Origin of the sequence: Erythrobacter rubeus (assembly GCF_014705715.1) — a bacterium.
Taxonomy (GTDB): domain Bacteria; phylum Pseudomonadota; class Alphaproteobacteria; order Sphingomonadales; family Sphingomonadaceae; genus Erythrobacter; species Erythrobacter rubeus.
The window spans coordinates 2,039,932-2,066,915 of sequence record NZ_JACXLC010000001.1; the positions used below are offsets into that span (position 1 = coordinate 2,039,932).

General features: G+C 57.2%; 28 protein-coding genes. 9 read left to right on the top strand and 19 right to left on the bottom strand.

Annotated elements, in window-relative coordinates:
- The first annotated feature begins 15 nt into the window (after positions 1–15).
- The gene (locus IB285_RS10055; protein WP_234033115.1) at positions 16–528 is read left to right on the top strand and encodes a DUF5655 domain-containing protein; all 513 of its coding nucleotides are present in this window, start codon (positions 16–18) and stop codon (positions 526–528) included.
- A 218-nt stretch (positions 529–746) separates the two neighbouring features.
- Here the strand turns inward: IB285_RS10055 and IB285_RS10060 are convergent, their stop codons facing one another.
- The 4 genes from IB285_RS10060 to IB285_RS10075 form a co-directional block, all read right to left on the bottom strand.
- Complete coding sequence (locus IB285_RS10060; RefSeq protein ID WP_328705879.1) at positions 747–1,958, bottom strand: S41 family peptidase; 1,212 nt, start codon at positions 1,956–1,958, stop codon at positions 747–749.
- A gap of 13 nt (positions 1,959–1,971) precedes the next feature.
- Positions 1,972–2,208 (bottom strand): hypothetical protein, encoded by a 237-nt coding sequence (locus IB285_RS10065; protein WP_190788048.1) that lies wholly within the window; start codon positions 2,206–2,208, stop codon positions 1,972–1,974.
- 170 nt (positions 2,209–2,378) lie between these two features.
- Complete coding sequence (locus IB285_RS10070) at positions 2,379–4,718, bottom strand: M20/M25/M40 family metallo-hydrolase (protein WP_190788049.1); 2,340 nt, start codon at positions 4,716–4,718, stop codon at positions 2,379–2,381.
- 122 nt (positions 4,719–4,840) lie between these two features.
- Positions 4,841–5,632, bottom strand: a complete 792-nt coding sequence (locus IB285_RS10075; protein WP_190788050.1) for a cupin domain-containing protein — start codon at positions 5,630–5,632, stop codon at positions 4,841–4,843.
- A 183-nt stretch (positions 5,633–5,815) separates the two neighbouring features.
- Between IB285_RS10075 and IB285_RS10080 the strand changes: the two genes are divergently transcribed.
- Both IB285_RS10080 and IB285_RS10085 read left to right on the top strand, forming a co-directional pair.
- The gene (locus tag IB285_RS10080; RefSeq protein WP_190788051.1) at positions 5,816–6,517 is read left to right on the top strand and encodes a LytTR family DNA-binding domain-containing protein; all 702 of its coding nucleotides are present in this window, start codon (positions 5,816–5,818) and stop codon (positions 6,515–6,517) included.
- Between the two features lie 307 nt (positions 6,518–6,824).
- Positions 6,825–7,457: a tyrosine-type recombinase/integrase gene (locus IB285_RS10085; RefSeq protein ID WP_190788052.1), complete on the top strand. Its 633-nt coding sequence runs from the start codon at positions 6,825–6,827 to the stop codon at positions 7,455–7,457.
- 140 nt (positions 7,458–7,597) lie between these two features.
- Here the strand turns inward: IB285_RS10085 and IB285_RS10090 are convergent, their stop codons facing one another.
- Positions 7,598–8,185: a TetR/AcrR family transcriptional regulator gene (locus tag IB285_RS10090; RefSeq protein ID WP_190788053.1), complete on the bottom strand. Its 588-nt coding sequence runs from the start codon at positions 8,183–8,185 to the stop codon at positions 7,598–7,600.
- Between the two features lie 70 nt (positions 8,186–8,255).
- On the opposite strand from IB285_RS10090, the gene IB285_RS10095 reads away from it, so the two are divergent.
- The gene (locus tag IB285_RS10095) at positions 8,256–8,633 is read left to right on the top strand and encodes a hypothetical protein (protein ID WP_190788054.1); all 378 of its coding nucleotides are present in this window, start codon (positions 8,256–8,258) and stop codon (positions 8,631–8,633) included.
- 116 nt (positions 8,634–8,749) lie between these two features.
- Here IB285_RS10095 and IB285_RS10100 read toward each other — a convergent pair whose 3' ends face one another.
- A complete protein-coding gene (locus IB285_RS10100; protein ID WP_190788055.1) occupies positions 8,750–9,421 on the bottom strand; it encodes a GIY-YIG nuclease family protein in 672 nt (223 codons plus the stop codon).
- Between the two features lie 140 nt (positions 9,422–9,561).
- On the opposite strand from IB285_RS10100, the gene IB285_RS10105 reads away from it, so the two are divergent.
- Both IB285_RS10105 and IB285_RS10110 read left to right on the top strand, forming a co-directional pair.
- A complete protein-coding gene (locus tag IB285_RS10105) occupies positions 9,562–10,074 on the top strand; it encodes a hypothetical protein (RefSeq protein ID WP_190788056.1) in 513 nt (170 codons plus the stop codon).
- A gap of 668 nt (positions 10,075–10,742) precedes the next feature.
- Complete coding sequence (locus IB285_RS10110) at positions 10,743–11,084, top strand: UrcA family protein (RefSeq protein WP_190788057.1); 342 nt, start codon at positions 10,743–10,745, stop codon at positions 11,082–11,084.
- Positions 11,085–11,239: 155 nt separating this feature from the next.
- Here the strand turns inward: IB285_RS10110 and fghA are convergent, their stop codons facing one another.
- The 10 genes from fghA to IB285_RS10160 form a co-directional block, all read right to left on the bottom strand.
- Positions 11,240–12,064 carry an S-formylglutathione hydrolase gene (gene fghA / locus IB285_RS10115; RefSeq protein ID WP_190788058.1) on the bottom strand — a complete coding sequence of 275 codons (825 nt, stop codon included), beginning with the start codon at positions 12,062–12,064 and terminating at the stop codon, positions 11,240–11,242.
- Complete coding sequence (locus IB285_RS10120; RefSeq protein WP_190788059.1) at positions 12,064–13,170, bottom strand: S-(hydroxymethyl)glutathione dehydrogenase/class III alcohol dehydrogenase; 1,107 nt, start codon at positions 13,168–13,170, stop codon at positions 12,064–12,066. Before IB285_RS10120 ends, fghA begins: the two co-directional genes overlap by 1 nt.
- 47 nt (positions 13,171–13,217) lie before the next feature.
- Positions 13,218–13,712 (bottom strand): hypothetical protein, encoded by a 495-nt coding sequence (locus IB285_RS10125; RefSeq protein WP_190788060.1) that lies wholly within the window; start codon positions 13,710–13,712, stop codon positions 13,218–13,220.
- A 12-nt stretch (positions 13,713–13,724) separates the two neighbouring features.
- Positions 13,725–14,126: a YybH family protein gene (locus IB285_RS10130; RefSeq protein ID WP_190788061.1), complete on the bottom strand. Its 402-nt coding sequence runs from the start codon at positions 14,124–14,126 to the stop codon at positions 13,725–13,727.
- Positions 14,127–14,201: 75 nt separating this feature from the next.
- On the bottom strand, positions 14,202–14,993 hold the full coding sequence (locus IB285_RS10135; protein ID WP_190788062.1) for an alpha/beta fold hydrolase: 792 nt from the start codon (positions 14,991–14,993) through the stop codon (positions 14,202–14,204).
- A gap of 60 nt (positions 14,994–15,053) precedes the next feature.
- On the bottom strand, positions 15,054–15,413 hold the full coding sequence (locus tag IB285_RS10140; RefSeq protein WP_190788063.1) for a hypothetical protein: 360 nt from the start codon (positions 15,411–15,413) through the stop codon (positions 15,054–15,056).
- A gap of 91 nt (positions 15,414–15,504) precedes the next feature.
- On the bottom strand, positions 15,505–16,677 hold the full coding sequence (locus IB285_RS10145; protein WP_190788064.1) for a class I SAM-dependent methyltransferase: 1,173 nt from the start codon (positions 16,675–16,677) through the stop codon (positions 15,505–15,507).
- Positions 16,674–16,994 carry a helix-turn-helix domain-containing protein gene (locus IB285_RS15205; RefSeq protein ID WP_190788065.1) on the bottom strand — a complete coding sequence of 107 codons (321 nt, stop codon included), beginning with the start codon at positions 16,992–16,994 and terminating at the stop codon, positions 16,674–16,676. The genes IB285_RS10145 and IB285_RS15205 overlap by 4 nt, the downstream gene beginning before the upstream one ends.
- Positions 16,991–17,434 carry a cupin domain-containing protein gene (locus tag IB285_RS10155; protein WP_234033116.1) on the bottom strand — a complete coding sequence of 148 codons (444 nt, stop codon included), beginning with the start codon at positions 17,432–17,434 and terminating at the stop codon, positions 16,991–16,993. The genes IB285_RS15205 and IB285_RS10155 overlap by 4 nt, the downstream gene beginning before the upstream one ends.
- A 24-nt stretch (positions 17,435–17,458) precedes the next feature.
- Complete coding sequence (locus tag IB285_RS10160) at positions 17,459–19,942, bottom strand: TonB-dependent receptor (RefSeq protein ID WP_190788067.1); 2,484 nt, start codon at positions 19,940–19,942, stop codon at positions 17,459–17,461.
- A gap of 81 nt (positions 19,943–20,023) precedes the next feature.
- Here IB285_RS10160 and IB285_RS10165 point away from each other — a divergent pair, with 81 nt between their 5' ends.
- Positions 20,024–20,647: a winged helix DNA-binding protein gene (locus IB285_RS10165; protein ID WP_190788068.1), complete on the top strand. Its 624-nt coding sequence runs from the start codon at positions 20,024–20,026 to the stop codon at positions 20,645–20,647.
- Between the two features lie 25 nt (positions 20,648–20,672).
- Here IB285_RS10165 and IB285_RS10170 read toward each other — a convergent pair whose 3' ends face one another.
- The 3 genes from IB285_RS10170 to IB285_RS10180 are packed head-to-tail and all read right to left on the bottom strand — an operon-like array spanning position 20,673 to position 23,571.
- On the bottom strand, positions 20,673–21,461 hold the full coding sequence (locus IB285_RS10170) for an alpha/beta fold hydrolase (protein WP_190788069.1): 789 nt from the start codon (positions 21,459–21,461) through the stop codon (positions 20,673–20,675).
- A 25-nt stretch (positions 21,462–21,486) separates the two neighbouring features.
- The gene (locus IB285_RS10175) at positions 21,487–21,942 is read right to left on the bottom strand and encodes a cupin domain-containing protein (RefSeq protein ID WP_190788070.1); all 456 of its coding nucleotides are present in this window, start codon (positions 21,940–21,942) and stop codon (positions 21,487–21,489) included.
- 39 nt (positions 21,943–21,981) lie between these two features.
- On the bottom strand, positions 21,982–23,571 hold the full coding sequence (locus IB285_RS10180; RefSeq protein ID WP_190788071.1) for an FAD-binding oxidoreductase: 1,590 nt from the start codon (positions 23,569–23,571) through the stop codon (positions 21,982–21,984).
- Between IB285_RS10180 and IB285_RS10185 the strand changes: the two genes are divergently transcribed.
- Together IB285_RS10185 and IB285_RS10190 are read left to right on the top strand one after the other, a co-directional pair.
- Positions 23,570–24,334 (top strand): GntR family transcriptional regulator, encoded by a 765-nt coding sequence (locus IB285_RS10185; protein WP_234033117.1) that lies wholly within the window; start codon positions 23,570–23,572, stop codon positions 24,332–24,334. The genes IB285_RS10180 and IB285_RS10185 overlap by 2 nt on opposite strands.
- Positions 24,335–24,747: 413 nt before the next feature.
- Complete coding sequence (locus tag IB285_RS10190) at positions 24,748–26,979, top strand: phosphatase PAP2 family protein (protein ID WP_190788073.1); 2,232 nt, start codon at positions 24,748–24,750, stop codon at positions 26,977–26,979.
- Positions 26,980–26,984 lie beyond the last annotated feature (5 nt).

Genomic DNA, 26,984 nt, shown 5'->3' on the forward strand with positions numbered 1-26,984 from the left:
GAACAGCTCGCATCGATGATGTCGAACATGCTCGAGAAGACAGGAAGGACACTCGAGCAATGGCTCAGCCTGCTTGCAAAAACCGATCTTCAAAAGCACGGCCAAATCGTGAAGTTCCTGAAGTCGGAGCACGATGTTGGTCACGGCTACGCCAACCTCATCGCGAGCAAGGCGCTGGAAACCAAGCAGCCGGTCGACCTCGTTGCCGAGCAATACTCTGGCGCCAAGGCGACTCTTAAGCCGATGTACGACGAAATCGTCGCCTTCGCTCGTTCGCTCGGAGACGATGTCGAGATAGCGCCAAAAAAAGCCAGCGTGAGCCTGCGGCGAAAAAAGCAATTTGCGCTTATCACAGCAGCGACGAAAACGCGGATCGATCTCGGTCTAGCCCTGAAGGGCGACCCGGCGAAAGGGCGCCTGGAGACCTACAACGCCATGTGCAGCCACCGCGTGCGGCTCGAGACGTCTTCAGATTTCGACCACGAAGTTAAAGCTTGGATTGAGGAGTCGTACGGCCGCGCTGGATAGGCCCACACGATGGTATCTCACTTATAACTGATCGCTTCGGGTAATGTGTTCGCTTCGGGTTGAACTGCAAAAGCCTGCCAACGTTGAAATTGGGTCGTGAGCCGAAAGTCGACTCTTTGCTTTTGCCTCTCGAAAGCAGACTGTCTGCAATCGGCCCAATGTTCGCCCTGAGGACGCTCGTAGCAACGTCGCGCACCTGCATCGAACCAAGCAGCACCTTATCGTCCGCTTACAACTCGGGTCGTTTCCTCAGCGCCGGACAAATCACGCTCAATCCTGTTCAAGAAGCTCTGCGTCGACCAATCCAGATCGCGCATGACGATATCCGGCTCGTATATCTCGCCCCAAAGCCGTTGCCTGCCGACATAAACCTTGATTGGGATCACGACCCTCCCGGGGCCATGGGAGAGGTCGGACACGCGCGCGTCCATATATGTGGAATCTGCGCTTGTCGGCGCTCCGATCAAGCGGACGTTCTCGTACAAGGTGAAGAGGTCGAGAGCGTCGAGACACGCGCTCGCGCAGTATCCTGGAGTTATCACATAGACGGGCGCCGCGAAGTCGGTAGCCGGATCGCCGATAGCCGAGTTGGAGGTTCGATCGGGGGCGGGCGCCCCTATCGCGCTCTGCGCGAATAAGGGTTTCTTGCGCTTGCTCGACGCGCGCATGCCAGCTGTTACTCGGTCGACCCAACTTGCGAGCTGCGCATCACCTTCTTGCCGAAGCCGGGCCGCGACACGCTCCATGTGAAGGATGTTTTCGCGGCTGTTTCGCCAGTGGACCTCCGGGCTGACGTGTCGCCGCGCTTCGAGAGAACTCTCGCCCCAAAGCAATTGAGCCAAGCGCTCGCTCCAGCGCGAAGACCCGCCTTGGTTGTTTCGAAGATCGAGCACGAGCGCTTTCGCAGAGAGCAGTTCTTTCCGGCGAGCCGCAACGTCTTCGAACAGGGTTTCGTAATCGGCAATCGCGTCCGCATCGGGCTGGAAGTCCTGCAAACCGATGAAGAAAATTCCTTCTCTCGGCTCGGAAAGTGCGATCGGTTCGGCTTCGCCATACATTGCATCGCGCCTGAAGGTATGTTCTTGCCTGCTTAGCGCTCGCCAATCGAGACTGCGCGTCTCTTCAAAACTGTCAGCGTACAAAAACGTGCAGGATCTCGGCTGCGCGCGCGTCACACCCGCATGAGCGTAGAAAAGCTGGCTCGGTCGCGTCCACCACTGGCCGGCCTCTGCCGGACGGAAATTGTATAGCTCAAGTCGATCGAGCAGGAACTCGCGGATCGGAACGCCGTCACACGACACTATCTGCGCTCCGTTTGCCGGATCGGCTGGATCGAAAGTCCGCGCATAGAGGGCATCGTCTCGCCAAAGGGCCACAAAGCCCGGCCAGGCGGGTTCCCCGGTTCCTGCGGTCGCCCGAGGATCCGCCACCAAAGCGTGGCCATCAGATAGCACCGCCGAGAAGGCCGCTAGCGCTCTTCCGTATCCATACCTGTCTCGCGCCCGTTCGGCCGCGTCCAAACCGCGCGCGCGCCGTTGCCAGCTGCGAGGGAAAGTCCGGGTTTTGAAGATCGTAGAGCCCGGAGTGATTTTGCACGAACCGCGCATAGGCTTCGAGAACATCGTCGTGCGCCGCCGATTGGCCAGTCTTCGCTTGTCCAGGCTTCATAATCGGGTTCATTTGATGCCTCCTGTCCGACGATTGCCGATGGCAATGCGAACAACAGGGTTGCAGGGACCGCGAAACGAAGCATACACACCTCCCGATTACAGATGTAGTCGACTATTAGCCGGTTTTTGTCAATGTGTCGCGATCTCTCTTCGTAGGGCGAGATTTTGAGCCGTTGGCGATTAGGGTCCGCCAGTCCCCTCCCGCGCTTCCGCTAGCTCAAACTCGGCTTTCCAGATCGTCGCCCAGCTATCGAAGCGGTCGGCGATCGGCATTTTGTCTGCGGGAAGGTCGGGTATCGCATGTGCGCTGGACACCGGAAGCCCCGGAATTGCGCTAGTCATGTCGAGGCGAAGGACGGGGTCCTCATCCGCGGTCGGCATCCGGAGCGTGAAGTTCAGGCCGGAGAGCGGAACGGCTTGATAATCGAGAAACAACGCATTGTCTTTCAATGCAATATCGAGGGCGTTCCCATTCAATTGCGCGCGCGTCTCATTGGGCAGCCCATCGAGCTTGAACCATACCCTGAAGCCTTCCGCGCGAGAGACGATTGATAGCGCGATTATCGTATCCGATGAGGGACCCGGGCCTGGCGCTTGCTCTTGGTATGACACTTCGACGGGTGCTTCCAGAACCGTAGATGCCTCGACACCGTAGAGGTCGGTTTTCGGTCCGTATGGCTTGACGCTGAAGTCAAGCGCACGCGGATCGTCCCCCAACAGTTGACGCGACCAGTCGTCCGGTTCCGGGTAGCGGCTTGCCCAATAGCCCTGACCCTCATTTTGGATGAACAGGATGTCAGTCGCACTGGGGTGCCGCTGCGAATGGTTCGTTGTCAGGACCAGCGTCACGGCTAGGATCGCCGCAGCTGCGCCAAGCGAAGCGGGCAACCATATTTGACGCGAGCTGGACGTGTTCCCGGCGGGCTGAAGCGTCCAGATGAGCATCACGATGAAAACGGCGGTGACGGGTGCGAAAACGAGGCCGATCAGTGTGTGATAGGCGGCGATGACGGGCACTAGGACGAGGCCTGCGATGAAAGCCGCGATAAGCATGATAGGTAGCGATGGTTGTCCGGACGGGGCGCCCATTCTCGAGGCGTAGCTCAATGCCGCGGCCCCTGCGGTAAAAGGGATCGCCAAGAAATAGGCAGAGCCCGGCGAGGCGACTTGCAAGACCGATCCTGCAAGGCCCACCAAGATCAGCCCAGATGTCCACCAGGCCCTGCGCATCGATGGGAAAATCGCCATAGGAAGGACGCACATCGCCAGCACCACAAGGACGGTTGGGATAACGGCCCAATGCCAGTTGATGAGATACTCCCGCCCGGTGAACGGATCGGTCATATCCTGATTGGCGCCCATGGCTGTCGCAATGCCAAACGCGGCCAGGCAGGCGAAGATCAGGACGAGGATCTGGACAGGCATGGCCACCAGAAGTTCCTTCCACGCCATCTCCGATCGCCGGATCGACCAGAAGCCACCAGCGATGAGGAGAACCCACCCGATCGCCAGCGTCAACCAATCGAGGCCTGCGGGGTAGTGGACGAGAAACAGGCCAAAGACATCGAAGAAGGAAGCTCGCCCGGCCACGCCGAGGTCCTTGGCGCTGGATGCCTCGCTTAGCACACCGAGCAATTGCTCGCCCATATCCTGGACGCTTGCCGGCGAAAGGTTCGCCGGTGTGTCGGTTGTGGAGTGGTAGTCGAAGATGCCGCCTAGGGCCGCAAAATTCATCGATGGGATGCCCAGGCCCAGGGGCACGCCGAGATCGGTTATGTTGGGCGAAGAGGACCCGAACAGGTCGATCACGGCGTTCGCATGGGGACTGGCGACGCTGCGTGCATAAAGCGACACCAGCGAGGCATTCTGTTCGCTGGTCTGGACCATGCGAACCGGCCCCGCATTGCCGCGACTGTCGATATTGATCGCCAAAGCGATATCGTCGGCCCACGGGTGGTTGTCGAAAAATTCGCGTGCGCCCAGAAGGCCCTCTTCCTCGCCATCGGTGAAGAGAAGGACGATATCTCTCTCAAGCGGTGCCTGCGTGATAGCACGCATCGCTTCAAGGGCGACCGCGATCCCCATCGCATTGTCGCTGGCGCCGCGGGACATAGAGATCGTGTCGTGATGCGCCATGACCAGAAGGGCGCCTGTTTCAGCGCCGACCGACGAAGGGCTCGCCCGAAATCGACCGACCACGTTTTCCAAAGTCGTGCCAAAGATCAGCTGCCCGTCCGATACGACGCTGATCCGATCACTTGGACCGCTCTCGTCTACTTCCGCCCCCAGCTCGGCCAGTCGCGCTTTCAGATAGGTCCGGGCTTCGCGATTGGCGCTCGACCCGACCACCCGAGGTTCAGCAGCAATCCTCGCAATGTCCGCTGCGGCCCGCTCCGCCGAGAAAACTTCTGCGGGAGCATGGCTCGGGCGTGGATCTGGCGGGGCAAGCGACCAGAGATGCAAGACCGCAAGCACTACCAGCAAGCCTAGCGCTATCAACCCATTCTGCATTCTGATCATGCGCCCCAATCCTTGATTTGCGTTCAGTTCCTAGGTGCGCCCCAATGTTCGAGCAACGAATCCCAACTCCAAAAGATCTTTAATTGTTTGTCGCAACGGTTTCGACATTTGCCGGACAACGGTCAGGCGCCCTCCCCCCAGGCAATCCAGACGAACGAGAGGGTTTCGTCCTGAGAGCCGTTCCAGAAGGTCACCGGGATATTAGGCGACGTGAGGAACATCTCCCCCGGCTTTGCTGCAAAGGTGTGTTCGCCCATTTCGCCCTCGACAGCACCAGAGAGCACGATGATCATCCGCGGAAACGGAGCGGCGAGAGTGGGCGCCTGGTCCTTTCCGAGCCCGGCGGGCACATGATAGACAGCGCTGCGAAATCCCTTGTCATAGTACAGGACGGTCGCGGGCGCGCCGTGGGCGATGCGGCTGTTTTCCGGGCCGTAACGCGTGATTTCCGGGAACCCGCGATTCCAGAAATGGAAAGTCACACGGCGGAACACTTCTTCGTAGTCAGCGGGTTGCTCGTATCCGCTTGTGAATTCGACCTCGAGCGGAGTTTCGTCGGCGGAAGTAGCCGCCGCCATCGCGGTGAGGCCGGTCCAGACTTTGCGATCGATAAGATGAAGCGTTTCCAGATCGAGCGTGTAATACATCATCTCGGTGGACCCGAAGCCTTCCTTCAGGGTGCTCGAGCGCTCATTGCCTGTCAATGTCGACGTGACCCGCCAGCGATGATCGCCGACCTCGATGCCGAACGTCGTGTCGATCGCCATCGGGTCGCTATTGTAATCGTCTACAAAGCGCTTCAGGATTTCGGCCGTGACGACCTGTTCCGCCGGATTGACGTTCTGAGCCGCGGTAGCGCTGGCGACAAAAGATAGGCTAGATGCCAAGAGGCTGCGGAAAATCGCGTCCAACATATTTGGGGCCTCGCTTCCTGTTGATTGCGAAAATTAGGGCACGAACTGTCGACGGGGCGATATAACTTTCAAACACTTATGAACGAAATGTCCGATCCAACGCACGAATGGCCACCAAACGCATTTCGCGCTTCGCGAAATGCAGGCTTTCTCCATGCTCCGTTACGGTCATGGGCGATCACGATGATTGTTGGCGGCCTTTTCATGGGGTGGACAGGCGCCCTTGGCAGCTATCAGTATCCAATCGGCATGCGGCTCTCGATTTGGTTGGGATTGTGCACAGCCGCCGGATTCCTGGCTTTGTCGATCGAAAGTTTGATCGTCAAAGGCGGCGTCGACCGACGGGGGATTGTCGCGACGGGGATCGGCCTGACTATCGGCCTAGCGCTTGCGATGACCCCGATCGTCTACATGCTGAATTCTCTAGGCACGCTGCAACCCGCGTCACAAATTGTACGCTATTTCGGAAACAGCTTGGTGATCAGCAGTGTCCTTGTTGGTGGTCGCATGCTTGTTGGGCTTTCAATCGCAGGACAATCCGCGCCCTCCCAAGCCGGGGAAGAAATCGCTCAGGCACCGTTCTTGAAGCGTCTCAAGCCTTCGATGCGCGAAAGTGAGATTTGGTCCCTGCGATCGGAAGGACATTATGTCCGAGTTTACACCAGCGTTGGGGAAGATTTGATCCTCATCCGGTTGAAGGACGCAATCGAAGAAATGGGGAGTGTTGATGGGCGCCAAGTCCACCGTTCCTGGTGGGTCGCCCGCGCGGCAATTGAAGAGGCGGTTCAAGAGAAGGGCAAGACGCTGCTGAAAGTTCGCCCGGGGCTTACAGTGCCGGTCAGTCGCAAGGTAAAACCAGAGCTCAGCGCATCGGGGTGGATTTGAAGAATGGGCTCGAAGTTTCCTCGGTGGTCAACGCGAACGAATGGACAGCGGTTTGGCTGTGGTACCGCCACTCGAATCGGAAACTTCCTATTTAAGTGGATTCTTAGGCGGGAGCCCACACTCATAGACCTCGACCCTATGGCCGCGGGCAGGGTGCCATCGCTTGGTTGTGAGCTCGGTATGGACGCCCCGCGTCCGCTTGGCGGCATTTCGCTGCCGGAACCGGGCAGTCTACCTACGGCCCAAAAACCTCCTCTAACTTGTCTGGTTATCTTCTCTCTCGCCATTCCGGCCAAGGAGAAGAAAGATGACTTTTTCACAATTCGATCCTGCAGCACAGAGCCGTGTGCCGTGGAACTTCGGCGCGAAGATCGGTCCCAAACGGCCATTCACTCAGAAACAGATCTGGGCGATCCGGTTTTTCCTCGATCGCGAGCGGCGCATTCGAGATCGAGCGCTCTTCGATTTGGCAATCGATAGCAAATTGAGAGGATGCGACCTCGTCGAGTTGAAAATTGGCAACCTTGTATCAGGACCGGATATTCGCAAACGAGCAGCAATTATGCAGCGCAAGACTGGAAGACCTGTCCAATTTGAGATTGCGAAGGATGCTCGGGATAGCCTGTTTGCTTGGCTTAAGCTTCGTGGAGGGTCTGTCGAGGACTATGTCTTTCCTAGCCGCGTCGACCACTCGCGCCATCTCAGCACGCGCCAATATGCTCGGCTCGTTGATGAGTGGGTGGAGGCAATTGGGCTTCGGGCTGAGGACTACGGCACGCACTCTCTTCGCCGCACAAAAGCTTCGATCATCTATAAGGCGACGGGTAACATTCGCGCGATCCAGATTTTGCTGGGACATTCCAAAATCGAAAACACCGTCCGATATCTTGGTGTCGATATTGAAGGCGCTCTCACGCTTGCTGAGAAAACCGAAATCTGACCGTGTTTGGACGCCAGCTTAGATCGAGCTGGCGTCCGCAATTGGGTGGAAAGCGGAAGGTCTGCTTTCGGGAATTTCCACCACAAACCAGAATTAGCATTCAACTTCGAGAAGCAATCCCCCTGTGGTCCGCCGTCGCTTCAGTTGGAGCCCGCCGCGGCGCGGTCAATCACCCCATCGATTGCTTTCGCCAGGTATGGGCCAACCTCATTTCCCGACCCCAGGCGGTGCAGAACCGCTTCCGCCACCAGCGAATTGATGAACGATGCGATCAATTCAACATTTCCGAACACAATCCCATCATCTGCAACCGCTTCTTCGAGCAGCGCACGTATGCGGGCGATCCCATGCAGATCTTCAATCGCGCTGGCCCGCTCTTGGCCCAGTGCGGATGGTCCGATCCGGAAGAGAATCGCGGCGACATCGGGATCCTTTACTTCATCCAGCCAAGCGATGCATCCGGTCTTCAGACGCTCCAATGAAGAACTGGCAATGCTGCCGCGCCCGAAGGCCCGCTCAAGGGTTGCTTCGGACTCTTGTGCGTATAGCGCCTCAATGATCTCACTCTTGCTCCGAAAGTGATGATAGAAAGCCCCTTTGCTCAGGCCGGTATCATCTAGAGTAAGCTGCGTCGTGGTCGCTTGCAGACCGTGCGACAACAGCAGTCTTCGAAACGCCTCCAGTAATCTTGCTCGCGTCGAAGCTGACCGCTCTTGCTGTTTGACCATTCTCCAACCTTTACGAGCAAGCGAGCCAAGTGCAAACCGACCACCGGTTTGTTTTAAGGAAAGCCACCTCATGACTGATTATCTTGAAAGCCTCGACCACATGTTCGCTGTGTGGAATTCCACCCACGAAGCCGAACAGGACCGGCTCGCGATTGCGGCGCTGGAGCACAATATTCAATTTGTCGATCCGAGACATAACATCGTCGGAAGGGATGCGTTCTTGCGGATGGTGCGCGAGACTCAGGCAGAGCACCCTGGTCTACGATATGGGCGTTCTTGCGAGCCGCAGATGCAGAACAATCACTGTCGCTACCATTGGTCAATCCACCACGGCGACAAGGAAGTCATGACAGGGTTCGACGTCACGGAAGTGACCGATGCCGGCAAGATCATGAAGGTCATCGGGTTCTTCGGCGAACTTGACCGTTCTGAGTCCGCTTCCGGATAGCGCAAGTGAGCCTGCACATGTCCACAAATGAGGTCGGTAGGCGAATGACAGGATTTGGCTTGTCATCGCGCAAATACGGTCGTTGGTTCCATGCGGAGGTCCGTAGGTTTCACACCTCAGACTGCCGGTCGTTCTTCGAATAACGCAGCCAGTTTCATGCCACATGCGCCACACGGCTTCAGCTTGCGCTTCAGCGCCGAGAGCCTGCGGTAAGGGAATTCGCCTCCAGCATAGTGCCTGATATCGACGTCAGTTGCGAAACAACCGCTAGGGCAACGGAGGCTCATCGCAATTTTGGCCGCGTAGGCTTCAGCCAATGTCATGCGCCATAGCCGGTCGCGTTGTTTGGGGCGGTATTGATGCTCGTTCACCGCCTTCGCCTGTCCAGGCATCCGGTTGAACAGTCGATAGCCCTGATGCAGCAGTTTTTGCGCCCAATGAATCTCTGCCTCCAGACTGTCGGCGCGAGACTTGCAGGTTTCCAAGATAATGATGCCGGGTAGAGCACCATTCTGAGCCATCCGGTAGATCTCGTTATGCACGGATCCCTTGGTGCCCTGAAGGCCGAGCGCGCTCCGCATGTGGTTCTTGAAGCGTTTTGCCAGCTCGGAGGTCTCCCCGACATAGAGTGGGAGGCCGGGGTGTTGACCATACGGGTCGCGGCGCGAGGGGTCGTAGATCAGGTAGACGACATAGGCCGCAGGCCCGGCAAGAATACCCGCTTCCTCAGCAATCGCATCGATCAGCTTCTTGAGTTCCCAGCGGTTGGCGAAATTGGTTTTGGACATCGAACTTCTCCTTTGTTCGATGCTTCCCCTCCCTCTCCTCCCTTTCTGACCTGCCCTATCCCTGATTTCCTCAACGCGACGAGAGAGATCGTTGCTCGCAAATGCTCATCGCCATAGGCTGAGCGGAAAAGGGGCCAGCAATGCCTGGATCATTCAATCCTGACTCGTTCGATATCGGCAGTTTCGATCTCGACATCACACTGAAAGACGCGGCGGCGGATGAGGCGAATCGACCTACCCGCCGCATGCTGGCAAACGCCTGTATCGGCGTCGATGCATTCGATGCCTACTATGCCACGCTCGAACTCTTCGAAGCGCTGCAGGCGGTCCACGAGCAATGCGCTGGGGCGAAGGAGAAGCTGGCGCGCATCCTGTCGACCCAGTGTGACGATTTTCAGCACTGCCTGTACTATTCACTCGCTGGCCGCGGAGTCGTTCAGATGCTCGACGATCTCGAGTGGTTGATGCACATCCTTCGAGCACGGACTAAAATCTCAGCTGAATGCCTGCGAAATGGCGGGAGCGTACAAGCAGCTGGTCCGCCTTACATTTGTGCTGAGCCCGATGGCCCCATTCCTACAGCAAACGCAGACTTCGAACTCGGCGCGTCATGGTTTCTCGATCCCGAACTGGGTGGGCTGCCAAGCGACTGATCCGATGCAGGTCGATCTTTTCTCAGGTCTCGGTGTGATGGGATTGGGCCTGCTTCCGTCAGCTTTGCGCCCCAATTCCGGACATTGAGCAGGTTGTATTACTCGCCGAAAAGCGGCCATTCGTTCTCGTTTCATCTGCCAGACCCAAGCTGGGTTCGCTTGTCAGCAGAGCAACGGAAGCTGATATGCATTAAATGAATTTACGAAGGTTGTATCTGAAATTTGCGTCAATTTTTGACTCAATCGATCGAGGGAAGACAACCTCTAAAGAAGTGAAGCCAAATCGCCCATTTCGGCCATGTGTCCCACAAGCATACGCATCAGGCACTGTCCAAATCCGAGATTGCAAGGAAGGGCAATGAGCGCGCAACCGCCATGGGAGGTAAAGGATCTATGTATAGACGCAACGCAGGTAAGGACGCGATACTGCCCTCAGCTGCGCGATAAGCTCGGTCTGCGGGTCGCCACGAACCTAGTCGAGCCCGCCTCGCTAAAGCGATGGCAGCCGAAGTGTCGGACAGCATAGCTATTTCAGCATTCCCGCAGTACAAGCAGTTTTTACAGGGTCGGCGTAACTAGTCGCTGGTTTGGTCCGAACAGCATGGCAGCCGCGCTCGTCAAAGGTTTCGAAAAGACAGCGCGCTTCAATTTTTTTTGGAGAATAGATCATGCTTCGTACCGCTTTGTTTGCTGCCGTCGGTGCAGCCGCAATCGTTTCCACACCTGTGATAGCGCAGGGTCATCAAGACCCGACGGTTTCAAGGACAATCAGCTACAGCGATCTCGACTTAAGCACGCGTGGAGATCAGGAAAAGTTTCAAAGACGCCTCGAAATTGCGGCTCAGAACGCCTGCCATACTTCGAGTAATGTGACCCTTCGCGAGAAAACGAAGCAGGCAAAATGCTTGAAGGTCGCGCGGGCCAGCTACGAGCGTCAGTTCGAATTGGCGGTAGCGACAGCGCAAAAGCCGCGCGTGGCCGCGGCAGGTGTTGCAATCCAGCGCCGGTAATTACGATGGAAGGCCCAGTAGAAGCGTGACGCCCGAGTCCAAGGCCACGCTTTCTACTTCATCCACAAATCATCAAAGTCCGCTGCAGAGTCGTCCTCTGCGAAGCTCAGCGCGGATGTGGCCGCTGTCGTCTCCGATATGCGTCGATGCCGGGCTCACGCAGACAGAAATCGTGCATGCCAGGCAATATGCTCTGTCATGAATGTCGAGATGAAAAAATATGAGTGGTCATATCCATCTTGCATGCGGATCTCCGCGCTAATGCTGTTCGCCTTGCAGGCCTCAATCAACCGATCGGTTTGCAATTGCTCCTCGAGGAAATCGTCCGCGGTCCCCTGATCGACGAGGAGCGGTGGGCAATTGGCACCGTCCTTGATCAACGTCACCGCATCGTATTCGCGCCATGCTGCGCGGTCGCGGCCGAGTGCTTTTTCGCCCCAAGGCACCTGAGAAGGCGCGACAATAGGTGAAAAAGCGCTGACGGAGCGAAAGGTCTCTGGGTTGCGAAGCGCGACGGTCAGCGCACCGTGCCCGCCCATCGAATGACCGGTGATCGACTGACGCTCCATGTCGACAGGGAAGTTTTCGGTAATGAGTGCCGACAGTTCCTGTTCGAGATAGCTGCGCATTCGGTAGTGCTCTGCCCAGGGCTGCTCCGTCGCGTCGACATAGAACCCTGCACCCTTACCAAAATCGTATTCATCCTCGGCATCCGGAACATCATCGCCGCGAGGGATCGTGTCCGGCGCTACCAAGACGAGGCCGTACTCGGCACAGGCAGCGCGATACTCACCCTTCACCATGACATTGGCGTGGGTGCAGGTAAGACCGGAGACGTACCACAGCACAGGTAGGCGCGCGCCCGGCACGTGATCGGGAACGAAAACCGCGAAGGTCATATCGGTCCCGGTGCTCTCGGATTTAGGCGAGTATACGCCCTGAACGCCGCCGAAAGATCGTACCTCGGAGATTATTCTCATCAATACACCACCACGCTGCGGATGCTTTCGCCGGAATGCATGAGATCGAACCCTTTGTTGATCTCATCGAGCGTGAGCACGTGGGTGATCATTGGGTCGATCTCGATCTTTCCGTTCATATACCAGTCGACGATCCTGGGAACATCGGTGCGGCCCTTTGCGCCGCCAAAGGCTGTGCCGCGCCAGTTGCGACCGGTTACCAGCTGGAACGGGCGTGTTGAGATCTCCTTGCCCGCTTCGGCAACCCCGATGATGATTGAGGTGCCCCAGCCCTTGTGACAGCATTCCAGCGCCTGACGCATCACATCGGTGTTGCCGGTGCAATCGAAGGAATAGTCCGCGCCGCCATCGAGCATTTCGACCAGATGCGCGACCACATCGGAGGTCTCCCTTGGGTTCACGAAGTCAGTCATGCCGAACTTCTCCCCCCACTCGCGCTTGTCAGGGTTGATATCGACGCCCACGATCCGGTCCGCGCCTGCCATCCGCGCGCCCTGAATGACGTTGAGCCCGATCCCTCCGAGACCGAACACCACCACATTGTCGCCCGGTTCGACCTTGGCTGTGTTGACCACCGCGCCGACCCCGGTGGTGACGCCGCACCCGACATAGCAGCTCGACTGGAACGGGGCATCCTTGCGGATTTTGGCGACGGCGATTTCCGGCAGTACGGTGAAGTTGGAGAAGGTCGAGCAGCCCATATAATGGTAGATCGGCTCGCCCTTATAGCTGAAGCGAGACGTGCCGTCGGGCATGAGCCCCTTGCCCTGCGTTTCGCGGATCTTGCTGCACAGATTGGTCTTCCCCGACAGGCACATCTTACACTGCCTGCATTCGGGCGTGTAGAGCGGGATGACGTGATCGCCCGGCTCGATAGAGGTTACCCCTGCACCCACTTCGCGCACGATCCCGGCGCCTTCATGGCCAAGGATGCTAGGAAACAGCCCTTCGCTATCTAGGCCATCGAGCGTGTAGGCGTCCGTGTGACAGATACCTGTGGCCATGATCTCGACGAGCACCTCTCCTGCCTGTGGCCCTTCGAGATCAAGCTCGACGATCTCAAGCGGTCTCTTCGCCTCGAACGCGACCGCAGCACGCGTTTTCATATCAATGACCTTTGAATTGTTGAGCGCCGATAGAACGGCACATCATCTTACGATGGCGACGCGTCAAGGACCTGCGATCTCAGCGAGCTGAAATGGACGCTCAGTGCTTTCCACTCCCCCTCATGCATGACGCACGTCGCCGTGGCAAACCCCGGTCGCAACCGGAATCCGGCATCGCGCGGTTTGCCTCGCTCGATATAGAATGCTGATACCACTGCGCTCCCATCGGCAAGTTCGACGATCTCGATATCCTGCGACATCCATTCGTGCAAATCCCAGTTCTCTGCATGAAAATTGAGATGATCCTGGTACGCTGAATAATCCATGGGAAACGGAACGTCATTGGTCACCGCGAGACCATCGGGCAGGAGAAAGCCGAGCCGCCGCCCCGCCTCGAAAGTGCCCTGATGGGCGGCAAGAAACGCTTTTGCTGCATCGCTCGAACCGCTCGATCTGTTTTGCGCCACCGCCGAAACCGGGGCCATCGCCGAACCAGCGGCAACGGAAGATACGACCATGAAACTGCGCCTTGTGTTTTGCATCGTTTCGCTCCCTCAACCTGGTGACTGCTCGCTGACATGCCCGACAATCGGGCTCTGATGCCAGCTCGTGACACGCCAACCACCCTCGGTCTTTGTCCAGCTTTGAGAGAACATCATCGGGCGCAGACGAAATCCTGCGTCTTTGGGTTTGCCTCGGAACATCGAGAACCCGACAGCGACGCCGGTATCACCGTGCTCACGAAACCGCATTTGCTGCGGTTTCCAGGCAAAGCCCTCCCAGTTTTCGGGGCCGTGAAACGAGATGTGATCCTGAAAGCCGGCTCGGTCGACCCGGAATGGCAAATCCTCATCCATTATCACCGCGTCGGGTTCGATCAGGCCATAGAAACCATCGAGATCGCCCGTTGCGAGCGCTCCGACTAGACTGTCGAACGCTTGCTCCAATTCACTCATTTCTCACGCCCCTTCTTCTGGAGTTGTCTGGGAATCGATCGGCCTTTTCGACTGCGAAGCGAGTATTTCATGGTCTTATGCCAAGCCTTCGATGAATTCACCGAGCGCCTTTGCAACCCCTTCCGGGTCCCGATCCGGTTGGAAATCGGAGCCGCCCACAATCGACTGTTTCGCATCGGGCCGCATTTCGCCAGCGCGTTCGAAGAGCGGCCACAAGACATCGTCCTTCGAGCACATGATATGAAGCGGTATGTCGACGGAACGGAAAGCGCCCTCTACGTCCTGGTTCCAGACCGCGCTGAATGCCATCGGCATAGTATCGCGTGCCGTCAGGTGATCCGCCATCTCACGGCAGTGCAAATCGACGCTGCTGGCTGCGCCGATCAATTCGAGATACTTCCACGCGGTCATCAGGAATTCGCCAGATGCCTCGGCTTCGAAGGGCCGGACAAAGGTCTTCCGATACTCGGCCTTTTCCTCCTCGTTGACGAGAACCGGACCAATAAGCGTCAGCGATTCCAGCCGATCCGGGTAGGCGCGCGGCATCTCGACCGCCGCGCAGCCGCCGGTGTGATGACCGCAGGCATGAAAGGTCGAAATTCCCAAGTCGTCTATGGCTTCCATCAGCCGGTCCGCAACAAAACGCATGTCGGGTATTTCGCCTGGCTGATAGGACTGACCGAAGCCGGGGCTGTCCAGCGATATGCAGTGATATCTGTCGTCGAGGCGCGCCATCACTTTTTCGAACATGACGCCAGAAGATGCTGTCTGGTGAAAGAAGCATATCGTCGGATTGGCCGGGTCACCTGCTTCACGCAGGTGTATCTGCCCATCGCGGCAGTCGGCATAGCGGCGCCTTATGCTCACGTTCCGGATCCCATCGGCGGAAGCCTGTGCTGGAAACGAGCGAGCATATGGATCATCGCCTTATTCATTTTCCACGAGCTTGATCGCTTCGTCGTAGTTTGGACGCTCACTCGCCGCCGCTTTCTGCAGTTCCTCGCGCTCTTGGTGGACGATTCTGAGCACGTTGCCGAGGTACTCGTCACGCCACGCATCGCGCTCCTCGCGGACCTCCGGGGCCGGTACATAATTGTCGATTGCCGATCGCGATACCGCACCGTCAGCCTCGAGTAATCGCTCCAAAGTATCGAGCCTGTCTCGCAGCACCGCGACCTCTCCAGCCAGCGCCATCGTGATCGAGAGGTTTTTCTCGATCGCCGGACCCTCGAAATATTCGGGACGCTGACCCTTGGCCTTTTTCTGCAGTTCGACTTTTTCCGACATCAGTCCCTCTCGATTGAATACGACCTTTGGGGCGGCACGGAAGGTTGGGGGTCGGGACGTACCTTCCGTGCCTTAAAACGATCCGCGAAAGCTATTTGCGTGCGCCCCACACCCACCAGGCACCCCCGCCGCCGAAATCACCGCCTTGGAACACTTTGGTTCGGCGAGCTTCTTCCGCCTCGAACGCACTTGGCTGATATGCCTCGAATGCGGTTCCCGGGTCGAAGCCGGTTTCCTTGGCGATATCTTCGGCCTTGATTTCGTGGCTCGCGCCCCAGAAAGGCTCATTGTTGTTGCGGGTATCCCAATCGAGCATGAAGGCATCATAGGCCGGAAGGTCGCGATAGGGCGGCGTTTCCGCATGGATGACAATGCCTCCGTCGCTCAGCAACCGGTGGCATTCGCGCATGATTGACCGGATTGCACGGTGGCTGGTCTCGTGCACGAGAATGTGGCTGACGATGAGATCGAAGAAGCCGTCTTCGAAATCGGTCTTCTCTGCGTTTTGTTGACTGAAATGAATCGGCTTGCCCATCGATTTCGCACGCGCGTGAGCATAGCGAAGGACCGGCGCACCAACGTCGATGCCGTAGACTTCGGCATCGGGATAGGCATCGACATAGGGCAGCGTGGAATGGCCGACGGTGCAGCCCATATCGAGAATGCGGCGCGGTTTGAAATCGGGATAATTCTCTTTCAGATAAGCGATGGTGGTGTCGCCGATATCCGAATTGAGCGGTCCCATCCGGCCCATCGCGTAAATATAGACGGCACGGTCATAGACAGCGCCATTGGCGACATCCTTATCCGTGAATTCGGTGTGGTAACCGCCCGGCATACAGTGAATGTCGACAGCATTGTGATACTTGGGGACTTCCAGGCTCTCGTCGAGCCGCAACGACCCGCATTCTGCTCCATCCTCGGATTTCGCGATCAAATCACCTAGTTGACGCTCGACCGGAATTTGGGTCGACTTCCACATCATTTCCTGGCTGTTGCGCTGCAGCGCGCTCCAGAACCGGAAATAGCTGTCGGTCTCCATGGCCTTGCGGACGTCGTGCATCGTTTCGGGCTCCCGGCCCTGCTCCTTGGCAAACGCTTTCGCTGCGCGGCCGTCGAAAGCGTCTTTGTTGCCGACCGACACTTGGCTTGCCAGATGGAACTTCAAGCTCTTTACGAATTCCTGCCGCGCGAACTCGTCCGATGTCGTTTCAGGCAGTACTGCGTGAACGTACTGGTTCTTGAGATCTGTTGGTGCGTTCATGTCAGGCTCCTGGTGTTGACGGGGTTGGGCGGCGCTACTGACCGGTGCGCCGTTGGGTGAGTTCGTTCCTCGATCATACGCTCGCTATCGCGCAGCGCATCGCGGATTCGCCATGCCGTGCGGTGACTCACACCGCATTTCGCGCAGAGGGCCCGCAAAGTGATCCCCCCTTGGTTTGCAGCATAGAGAGAGGCTGCGCGCAGCCAGACCTCACGGCGCAGTTTCGAATAGGGCGGAGGACAACCGCCCGGCAGCATTTCCAGCAAGCGTTCGGCATGGTATGCCCGATCGGAAGTCGCTGGCGCTGCGCCTTTCATCCCTTATCGCCTTTGAGGTCTGCCAGTGTCGGAAAGGGATAGTCAGGGCTCGGCGGGCAGAAGCACAGATGCCGAAACGGTTCGTCGCTCGTGATCTTCACACGCTTCCGCGCGCCTACGGGATATGTATACAATGTGCCGGGCGTGATCGTTGTTTCGATTTTCTCCTGATAAAGTGGCGGCAGCCAGACGGTCAGCTCCATCTCTCCTGAGAGGCAATATTGCATCTCGTCATGGGTGAAGGTCCATTCGAATTCCTGGCCCGGCATGAAGTCTTCGACGATGATCTGGCAGTTCGGCTCGTTGATCGCAGAATACCCGCGAATTTCGATCCCGTCGGCAAAGGGCAGCGGCATCATCGGCGCGCCATCCATGGCGTCTTGATCGATTTTGTGCACGGCAAAACCGGATCGCTGTGTCGGTGCCAACCCTATGGGCATATGGAAATCTCCTGCCCCATCCTATCAGAACTTGTACCGCGCTTCGACGCCGTAGCTACGATCAGGCGCGCGAAAGACGGCGTGCGCTACCGGCAGAATGACGACCGCATCGCTGTTGTAGTCCTCATCGAACAGATTGCGTGACCAGAGCGCGAATTCCAAAGTGTCGTTGCCGATACCGAGGCGTGCATTGACCAGATCGATCGGGCTGCGCTCGGTATTCACCGCGTTGCGCTGATCGTACCAGATCGTGCCGGTCCGGGTATACTCGCCGCGCGCTATCAGTTCGAGATTGTCCGAAATGGGCTGATTGAGCTGAAAACCGGCATTGATGTTGTAATCGGGCACGAATGGTATCCGATTGCCGATAATGTCGGCGCGATCCGCAGGGTCCTGGCTGTCGATATCGGTGATCTCGTCATCGATAAAGCCGGCACCTGCAAACAGCGTGAGCGAGTCCGTTACTCGTGCGTTGATGTCGATCTCGGCACCGAAAATTTCGGTTTGCGCAATCTGGCTGATCGCCTGAATACCGCCGGTCGGGAAGAATTCGAACTGCTGCGCGTTCTCGACCTCGGTGTAAAACACCGCGCCATTTACCGTGATGCGGCGGTTCAGGAACTGACTCTTGAAACCGATCTCGAAAGAATCGGAGACTTCCTTGTCATAGCTGTCTTCGACGAGGATATCGGGTAGGCCTTGCACCAGCACGGCGCGAGTGCCGATCGGGTTGAAGCCGCCCGATTTGAAGCTGCGCCCGTAATTCGCGAAGACCGAACCGTTTCCGCTCGGGAATTTGTACGTAAGCGTGACCTTGGGTTGCAGCTGGCGGAAGGTGCGGTCTTCAAAGCACTCGTCAGCGGTCCTGCCGGTGTTGGCCACGCACAGATTGTATGTCGCAGCTGGTGCCCCCGGTGCGATCCCGAAGAACGGGTTTGGAATGTCCGGCGTTAGCGTCGTGACATCTCGGTTTTCGATATCGTATCGCAGCGCCACCTGAAATTCGATGTCGTCGGTAATATCGTATTGAATGTTGCCGAAGGGAGCGAAGTTTTCAGCCCCGAAGCTGTTCATGTCGAAGTTGAGTGTTCCGTTCGATGTTTCGGGACCGTCGATGCCGCGCGTCGGCAGGATCGCCCCGCCACCGATCAGGAGACGTTCGACCGGCGCGACCGGAGCGCCAATGGTCGTTCCCTGGATCACGAAAGGCGGAAGCAGATTGCCCATGGCATCGGTTTGCAAGCGTCCATTAAGGCCTTGCTCGGTCGTGAAGTCGCGATCGGAATTGAGATAGAAAAAACCGATCTGCCAGCGAAGCCGCTGATCGCCGGGCGAAGTCAGGCGAAATTCCTGGATGAAGGCCTCGTTATCGATGCGAAACCGCTGGGTATTATCACCGAACGCGGCGAGAATATTTAGATCAAGCCCGGGCGAAAGCGCGTCCGATACGAATTCATTCCCGGGAAAACTGAATGAGCCATACGGGAAGTTCTTCGCCTGATACCGGTCAATGATTCGGCTGTAGGATGAGACTGAGGTGAAGGTTGCCCATTCGAAATCGTGATCGATCTTGATCGCGCTGCTGTACTTGGTCTGAAGGTTGTCGCCCGGCACGTCAGCAGTGAAAGGCAGGCTGGTATCGTCCGTATCGATCTCGGTGACTGGCACACCGCCTTGAGTCGACCCGATGACTTGTGCGTTGAAAGCGATCGCACCGCCTTCGAACTCACTGCCGTTCAGGCGAAAGTCGACGGTGGTAGGCCCTCCATCGTCCCAGATCATGCGGAACCGGCCGATCTGTTCGGTCGCCCGCATGACATTCTCACCGGTTGCGATATTCTGATAGGGGCCGTCGGTGTCGCGGATCGAACCGGAAAGGCGGAAACGCAGGGACCCCGGGATGATCGGACCGCCTACGCTTGCGTCAAGCTTGGCCGAGTTCCAGTTTCCGTAGCGACCGCGAACCATGCCCTCGAAAGTGTCGGTTGGCTCTTTCGTTCGGATGATCAGAGCGCCTGCAGCCGCGTTACGCCCATACAGGGCCCCTTGCGGCCCCTTGAGAATTTCGATCTGCTCGATGTCGAACAGTTCGCCGTTGAACTCGTTCTGGGTCGCCAATTGCACGCCATCGATAACAATCGCGACCGCACCTTCCGACTGACGGACCGAAGTCTGCCCGCGAATGTTGATGAAAAATTCGCCGGCATTGTTCGATGTCTGGAACGCGACGTTGGGGGTGAGCGCGAGGAAATCTTCCGGGCGTGTGATCCCTGCATCCTCGATCAGCTCTTCACCGAAGACCTGCACCGAAACCGGGACATCGACGAAGGCTTGATCTCGTTTGAGACCTGTCACCACGATAACATTGTCGTCATCCGTATTGGTTTCCGGCTCATCGGTCTGGTCATCCGATAAAGACGGCTCCGGCGTCTGGTCTTGAGCCAGCGCATGGGATGGCGCGAAAGCCCAAGTTGCCACCGAAGCCAGCAATAGCGATTGTTTGATCATTTTCCCCTCCCACAGAATCGAAATCCCGGCGGACCCACAACCCTCCGCTGCCCGAGATTACGAAATTGTATACATTTTGTTATGCAGCAATTGCCAAGTCAACTTAAATTTTTACGGTTGAAACGATGCGATTTTGCTGATGTTATTACAGCTGATTTAGCTGCTTTGAGGATGGAAATGAGGCCTGCAAGTCGTTATATGACGCGTCGATCCACGGGCGCGGCGCTCACGCGCACGGAACTCGCGATCATCCGTTCGGCACAAGCATTCGAGCGCTGGTGTGTGGTGCTTCATTCCACAGTGAGCGACTCGCGCTTGAGCGCTCAGGATGTCTGGATACTGCATTCGATTCGCATGCGAGGTGGGGCGCAAAATCTGTCCGAGCTGCTACTCTTCCTGAATCGCAACGATGTTTCGACAATCCAGTACTCGCTCAGGAAGATCGAGCAGGCTGGATTGATCGAGCGGGTTACCGGCAACAGCAAACGCGAAGCAGGCTATCGGCTTACCGAAGAAGGCGAGGCAGCGACGAAGGAATACGCCGATTTGCGCGACGAATTGCTCATCGAGCTTGCTGAGGATATCCGCGATTTTGAGGAGGCGCTGGTCGCCGCCGCTTCCACGCTGGAACGGCTGACCGGGACTTACGACCAGGCAACTCAGCTGGTCTTAAACCGCAAGATCATGCAGCCACCTCAAGACTGACTTGCTGAGAGCGTTCGATCAGCGATCAGCTGTAGATGAAATCTGCCAGTGCGCGGGCAAGCGTTTCCGCGTCGAAATCCGGTTCGAAATTGGCGCCGGTCAATTCGACGACCTTCGCATCCGGCTGCAATTCTTTCGACCTCTCCATGAAAGGAAAAAGAACGTCATCCGGCGCGGCTCCGATCAGCAGAGGGATCGTCAGCCGCTTGTACATTCCGAGAAAGTCCTGATCCCAAACGGCATTGTAGGATTGAACACGGCCCCACCATGCGCGCAGTTGATCGGACATCTCCCTGTGGATCAACATAGGATCGGCATGCGCGCCGAGATTCCGCAGATAATCCCAATTGTCCATCAGATAGGCACCGCTTTCAGTCGGCGTGAAAGGCGTGCCGAAATGCTTCGAAAATTCGAGCCTCTCCTCTGCCGTAAGCGGAACCGGGCCGATCAGCGCGAGCTTCTCGACGAGATCAGGATCCCCATCGACCATATCGATCGCGATACAGGCGCCCGTATGATGTCCGACCATGGCGCATTTCGAAATGCCGAGGTCCTCGATCGCTTCCCGCAACCACCGTGCGTAATCCGGCATCGATGGCTTGTCATCGTGCGGGGGATCGAACGAGCCGCCGAAACCGGGGGTATCGAGCGCGTAGAGTGGCCCTTTTCCGGCCAGATGCCCCATCACCTTCTCCCACATCTTGCCAGAGCTTGCGGTCTGATGGAGAAAGATCACCGGCATACCTTCGCCGGCGACGTGCCGGAAATGGATCTGTCCGCCTGAACTGTCGGCATATCCCTTGCGCATTTCCATGGTGATTGGCCTCCCCGCCTATCGCTCAGTCGTCTTTGTTTGCTTCCGCCGCTAGCTCGGCTTGTTTGCTGCGCGCGACCGGGATGGGATAGGACGGGTTTGGATAGCAGAAGCACAAATGGCGAAATGGCTCATCCGAAAGGACGCGCCAGACAACACGGCATCCTCGCGGCAGGAAATAGCTGCTGCCCTCTTTGACGACCACTTTTCCGGTCTCGATCATGAGCGGCGGCAGGTGATATTCGATCTCGCACTCACCCTGAAGGACGTAATGGGCCTCGTCGTGCCCAAGGGTCCATGGAATGTCCTCACCCTTGTAAAAGTCCTCAAGGTTTAGCTGAAGTGCGGGTTCATCGATGCCAGTGCAGACCGCCCGAAAGCGCGATCCCGGCACGAAGGGGAATTCAAGATCCGGTTCGTCCTCCAGATCCGTCGGATCGTAATGATAGTGGGAAAACTTGCTCCAGGTGATGGGCTCCATTCCTACCTCCCTCTCGTAATCGGTTGTTCCTTGAGCGCGCTAAAGGCCGAGTGAACCAGGGTTCATCTTGCCGTTGGGATCGAGAGTGTTCTTCACGCCTTTCGCGAGGTTGAAGAGCGGCTCGTTGTTGATCATCTCCTCGTAGGGATAATACTTGCCGATCTGCAGGTGCAGACCTCCCAGGCTGTCGAACAGATCGCGAAGCTCGTCCCTGATCTGGATAGCCACAGCGCGGCGATCCTCTGCGGCAGGGATCGATTTCCATTTTTCCGCAAACTCGTCCTCGATCAGTGACAGGCGAAATTCGCCGAGTTCGTCGTGCCAATATAGGCTTGGCTCGATGACGAATTCCGGGCCACTGAAGGCGGTGAGATAGCTTGTCTTGATACCCCACTCTTTCATAAGCTCGGCGCGCTCTGCAAAAAACTCCTCGGTCTTGCGCGCTGCTTCCTGAGCGCGGGAAAGCGGGAAATATCCATGGACCGGGATCCAAATCTCGCCATCGGAACCGAGCAGGATCGTGCGTACACCGCCGAATGGAGCGCCGCGAAACACGACAGGAATAGAATTGGCCATTTCGGTGCCGCCTTCATCGACACAGATGTCGGCGGCCAAGTCGGTATGTTCGGCCGCCACTCGCTCAGTCAGCCCATCGAGCGTCATGTGGAGCGAATACGGAACGTTGCGAAGTATACGTTTGCCGCCGATCGCTACCTTCGCGGCGTTCATTACTCCCTTCAACCCGCCCTTGCGCGCAATTTCACCGACTTTGGAAATGCCTTCTTCGAAGGTGATGCCTTGGCCTTCGAAACTCGCATTGTAATACGGGTCGAAACCGTAGCATTCGGATGCGATCCCCAGCCGCGCGATACGGACCTGAGCCGCGAGCATCTGATCGAGCGTCTCGAACTTGTATGAGAGATAACCGGTATGCTTCGGCGCTGTGACCAGGCGCAAGGCGGCGGCCGCCTTTACTCCCATCGCGCCGGTATCGGCGGTGAATAGACCGGTGAAGTCCGGCCCGAAATGACGCCAGAACGGTTTGGAGTGCTTGTGCGCCCAAGAGCCCGTGGTGACGACAGAGCCATCGGCCAGCACGACCTTTAGCCCGATGACGGTTTCGGCTGCCGTGCCGCCTACGCCCGAGCCATGGAACAGGCTGTTTTGAGACAAGGCGCCGCCGACCGTCGCATAGGCACCAGACAGCGGCCCCCAATACGGTGTGCTTACACCCAACGGGGCCAACGCTTCGTGCAGATCCTTCCAGGTACAACCGGCCTCGACGATCACATACATGTCGTCCGTGTTGATCTCCTGAATCTTCGACATCCGCCGCATGTCGATCAGCAGGCTGCCGGCCTGAGACGGGGTGTAGCCACTCGTATAGGACATGCCGCCACCGCGCGGAACGATCGCCATCCCGGCCTCGTTAGCTGCACCGACAGCTGAGGAAAGCTGATCGATCGACGATGGCTGGATGACGACGTCGGCAATTTCTCGTTCGCGCCAGCTTAAGTCCGTCGAGAAGAATTCGCGCTCCTTTTCATCCAATAAAACATGGTCGGTACCCATGATTTGCTGAAGGTGCGGGATCACGGTGTTTGTTGTCTGCTCAGCTGTCGTTGCCATGAAAATCCTCCGAGTCGATAATTTTGTATGCAATTTCGTAAGACCATTCAACCGGCAATTACTGTGGCCTTCCCACACGCCCCTCGTTATTGACGCAGCGATGACCAAGCAGACTGATTTGCAGAAAAACGCCGATGCAGCTTCTCTCGTGGATTCGCTTGTCGAGGCCATAGTGGACGGGGTGATGGATCACCGATATGCGCCGGGACAGCGGCTTGTCGCGACCGATCTCGCAGAAGAGTTCGGGGTAAGCCGCGCGCCCGTACGTGAGGCCCTGCATGTTTTGGCTGGCGAAGGGGTCGTTGAACTGGTCGCCAATCGCGGGGCGCGCATTCGCAAGCTCAGTCGCAAGGAGCGGGTCGACTTTTTGGAGTTTACCGAAGCCCTCTGCATGCTTGGCGTTCGCCAAGGCGTGACACGGATCGACGAGGGCGATAATCGCAAGCGACTTGATGAGCATTTCTCGGTGATCGAGGAAGCATGGAGCCGGCGCCATGCGGCCGACTTCGTCGATGCGCTTTACCGTTATCACATCGCTCTGAATCGAATTTCTGGGAACGGGTTCGTGAAGTTTTTTTACGAGCGACCCTATATTAGGTTTTATACAATCATGCTCGCCGACCTCGCTCCCGGAGAGAACTGGGAACAGTACATTTCCAATTATCGTGAGATCCACCAGACGATATTGGACGGCGACCAAGCTGCGGCGATGGAGTGTTTCTCATCCCATATCAGTTGGGTTCTTTCGTTCATGAAGCGGTAGACCTGCTCTGGACCGCAGAAAGGCTACCGGCTTCCGGCCTCAGTTCAGGCCGCAAAACTCCAACACATTTCATCCCAGACCGTCCCGTCGACCGATCCTTGGCCTCAATGGGTAATGGAAGATCACAAAGCCGAACGCTCAGATTGACGTATCGGATCTAATGTATCGCGAAGTAGCCAAGTTTTCGCCTGGAAAATTTCGAACCACGTCCTTCGTTAATCGAAGTTGTCTAAAAAACGACATATTACGAGAAGTAAATTTAGTACCTTAAGAAAATTACAAAAATTATGCCGCGAATATACAATCGCCGCTCCTCTTATTCGGTAAAGTAGGAAGAATAAAGAAAAGCGTGACAGTAACGCGTGTTGAATTTTGGGTTCGCAGACAGGCAATTACCCGAGAGGAAACGTCCGATGAAACTGCCCCACGCTGTGCCTTCCCCCAATGGCACTGAACGGTCGCGTCGTGCCAAACAAGTTCGCGACATTGCGACCGAGACCGCTCGCCTGCGACCGCATGCCCAGACCCGCACCAATCGCGAGGAAGAGGACTACGCCAGTGCCTGTTTCCCGGCGAGCTTCACAAAGGGCCTCGCGCACGACGAGTTCGGCGTGCTCAATCGACATGACGACTATGCGGCCTTTGTCGAAGCGATCAATTCGGAAGACGACAACCTTTTCGTAAGCGGCATGTTTGCCGCGCAGAACCGTAATCCGCTCGATGGAGGAAACCCTAGCGAGCTCTTCGAGTGCAAGGTCGAATTTGGCCCACAGAAAAATCGCGAGGACTGCGGCTGTGCAACTAAGACTGTACGCAAAGCCGGCAAACGCAAACCAAACTGGCGCGGTTGGGAAAGCCCGCGTGCTGGCCACGTCTTCGATCTCGAGGGACCGGATGCTGGTGCCGTCGGGATGGCTCCGGCTCCTCGCGTCGTTTCGTCAGAACTCGCTGCGGAGATGGCAGAAGTCTATGCTCTGGCTGTACTGCGCGACGTTCGCTTTACCGACATTGTCGGAGGCAAATCGAAAAAGCGCCTATGCGATGAAAAGGGCACGCAGGATGCGCAGCTTGACTCGGCTGAGATCGCCGGACTGCTTAACGCTATGCCGTTCTTCAGCGGCAAGGATCCGGTATCGTCGACCCAGCGCAGCTATGCTAACCATCCGAAGAGTTGCGCCAAGGGCAGCGCTCGGCTCGACCGCTACGAACGCAACCGCCGCTTCGCTCGGACCCAAAGCGATGATGGCGCGCTGACGCCGCAGAACATTTTCCGCGGCTCGACGGCAGGCGCGCTTGCTGGGCCATACATCTCCCAATTCATGCTGATTGGCTCGCCCTCACTCGCCAGCGATGACAATTGCTCTGGGCGCAAAGCTAATGAGAATAGCCTTTTTGACGCGGTCGAAGGCATTGGTGACGGCTTCATCCGCTTCGGCACCCAATTTATCGACCAGCGAGTAACCGTCCATAAGCCCTGCCTCGATCACATGACTGACTGGAACCATTGGCGTGATGTTCAGAACGGTGCGGACCTGCGCGGACAGGACAGGTATTTGTGCCGCCGTCGCTTCATCACCACGCCACGTGACTTGGCGACCTATGTCCATTTTGATGCGCTATATCAGGCATATCTCAACGCAGTTTTGCTGATCGATTCGATCGGGACGCCGGTGTCGAAGGGGTTCCCGGAGCCAAGCTATATAGGTAACGATCCACTCGGTCTCGTTACCCCGGTAGATGGGCGCACCCCGCAGCGCACGGGTTTTGCGACCTTCGGTGGCCCGCACATCCTATCACTAGTGACCGAAGTGGCGACTCGTTGTCTCAAGGCGGTGCGTCGCCAAAAGTTTAATTTCCACCGTCGTCCGCGCCCCGAATTGATGGGCGGACGCTTTACACTGGTGGATTGCGGCCATGCGGAAAAGCTCGGATGCGCCGGCGACGATTTCTCCCGCGCGCTCAGCGAGATTCCCGACAAACTGCGCATGGCGATTGTTCATCACAACAAGGAGCAGAACACCGACGCCATGGCAAAGATGCGCGGTATTTATTGCCCCGATGCGCCGAAATGGCTCAACCCGGATTGCAATCTGCTGCTTCCTATGGCCTTCCCGGAAGGTTCGCCGATGCACCCTGCCTATGGCGCAGGCCACGCGACTGTGGCGGGCGGATGTGTGACAATGGTCAAGGCATTCTTCGAAATGTTCGAAGATTGCGACAGCAATGTCGAACGACCGCTGTGTTTCGATGGCCAGATCATCGATTATGTGCCGGATTCAGACGGACGCAGTCTTAACTCCTCGGGCTTGAAAAAGCCGCTCACGATTCAGGGTGAGCTGGATAAGCTCGCTGCAAATATCTCAATCGGTCGAAACATGGCCGGGGTGCACTATTACTCCGATTATTACGATAGCCTTCGTCTGGGAGAGCGCATTGCGGTCGGCATCTTGCTTGAGCAGGCGCCGACCTATGATGAACCCGTAGAGACGACCTTTACCAGTTATGATGGCGATCACATCACCATCGCGGGCCAGGGGGACAGCGCAGGGATGCTTAGCATTCTCGATCGCGACGGCAATCCCGTTTCATCTCGCGACTGGTGGCTGCGGCATGTTGCCGGTGAAGAGATCATCATGGATTTCTAGTCTCC